Genomic DNA, 1,884 nt, shown 5'->3' on the forward strand with positions numbered 1-1,884 from the left:
CCCAATGCCCAATGCCCCATTCCCTATTTTTAAGTAAGTCTTCCATCTTACAATTAAAAACTTCTGAAATATCGCGGTAAGCTAGTTGCAATTAAAGCTGATTGTGTCAGTAGATTGTTAAATTAGCTGCTCAGTTTTCCGGGGTGAAATTTGTAATGACTATAGATTTGAAGTCTTTAGAAAACCCAATTGCTCTGGCGGCAGATTCTAAAACCGCTGCTAATACCCAAAAAAAACGCTACATTCCCTCGAATTATAGACGTATCCTTTGTGTCTTTCCCAAATACAGTCGCTCTTTTGGTACATTTCATTATGCTTACCCACTTACGGGTAATGTCCGGGCTTTTATGCCTCCCCAAGGTATTTTAATTGTGGCTGCTTATTTACCTCAAGAGTGGGAAGTCCGGTTTATTGATGAAAATGTCAAACCAGCAACTAAGGCTGATTATCAATGGGCTGATGTGGTAATTGTTAGTGGGATGCATATTCAAAAACCACAAATTAATCAAATTAATGAACTTGCCCATCGAGCCGGGAAAATCACAGTTGTGGGCGGCCCTTCTGTGTCTGGTTGCCCAGAATATTATCCAGAATTTGATATTTTACATTTGGGTGAATTGGGAGATGCAACTGATGACATGATTGAGTATCTAGACCAACACTCGGAACGTCCCCAAACACAAATTCGCTTTGAAACTAAAGAACGTTTACCTCTGGGGGAGTTTCCCACCCCAGCTTATCATTTATTGAATATCAACGATTATTTCCTAGCAAACGTGCAGTTTTCTAGTGGTTGTCCTTATCGTTGCGAGTTTTGTGATATTCCCGAACTTTATGGACGCAACCCACGGATGAAAACGCCACAGCAAGTTGTGGCTGAGTTAGACGCAATGCGTCAATCAGGCAATTTGGGAGCAGTATATTTTGTTGATGATAACTTTGTTGGCGATCGCCGCGCCGCCATGAATTTGCTTCCTCACCTCATTGACTGGCAAAAACGCAATGGCTATCCCATCCAATTTGCCTGCGAAGCAACTCTCAACCTCGCTCAAAGTCCCAAACTGTTGGAGATGATGCGCGAAGCTTATTTCTGCACCATCTTTTGTGGCATTGAAACACCAGAACCACAAGCCCTCCACGCAATTTCCAAAGACCAAAATCTGAGTCTGCCGATTTTAAAAGCCATTCAGATTTTAAATAGCTATGGCATGGAAGTTGTATCGGGGATAATTATCGGCTTAGATACAGATACACCAGAAACAGGCGATCGCATTCTCGAATTTATTCGCGCCTCTCAAATTCCCATGTTGACAATTAACCTACTTCATGCATTGCCAAGAACTCCATTATGGCGGAGATTAGAAGCAGAAGGAAGGCTTGTATTTGATGAAAACCGCGAATCAAATGTTGAATTTTTAATGCCTTACGACGAAGTTGTGGAAATGTGGCGGCGCTGCATCACCACAGCTTACGAGCCAGAATTTTTATATCAGCGGTTTGCCTACAACATGGAACACACCTACCCAAACCGCATCAAAGTTCCTAACAGCCCCGCCCGCACCTCTGGGGCTAACATTCGTAAAGGTTTAACTTATTTAATAAATATTTTGGTGCGGATAGGTATATTTAGTAATTATCGTCAAACATTCTGGAAAATGGCCAAACCAGCACTCAAAACAGGCGATATTGAAAGCTTGATTCACGTCGGTCTTGTGGGACATCATCTCATTAAATTTGCTCAAGATTGCGCCAAAAACCAAGAATCAGCATCGTTTTATTCCCAAAAAATCCTCACGAAGACTCGTTGATGGTTGACGGTTGACCGGTCATTAGTAGACTTCTAAGAGAAGTCGGGAAAAGGGGAAGGGGAAAGGGGGAAAGGGG

1 protein-coding gene is annotated in these 1,884 nt (G+C 42.4%); it reads left to right on the forward strand.

What is annotated here, in order from left to right:
* Positions 1–155: 155 nt before the first annotated feature.
* Entirely contained in the window at positions 156–1,808 is a 1,653-nt protein-coding gene (locus GNE10_RS34220; RefSeq protein ID WP_185570465.1) for a B12-binding domain-containing radical SAM protein, read from the forward strand.
* Positions 1,809–1,884 lie beyond the last annotated feature (76 nt).

The organism is Nostoc sp. 2RC (assembly GCF_014222165.1).
Taxonomy (GTDB): Bacteria; Cyanobacteriota; Cyanobacteriia; order Cyanobacteriales; family Nostocaceae; genus Nostoc; species Nostoc linckia.

Coding starts and splice junctions, on each gene's coding strand:
- GNE10_RS34220 (WP_185570465.1), top strand. CDS start 156: ATGACTATAGATTTGAAGTCTTTAGAAAACCCAATTGCTCTGGCGGCA.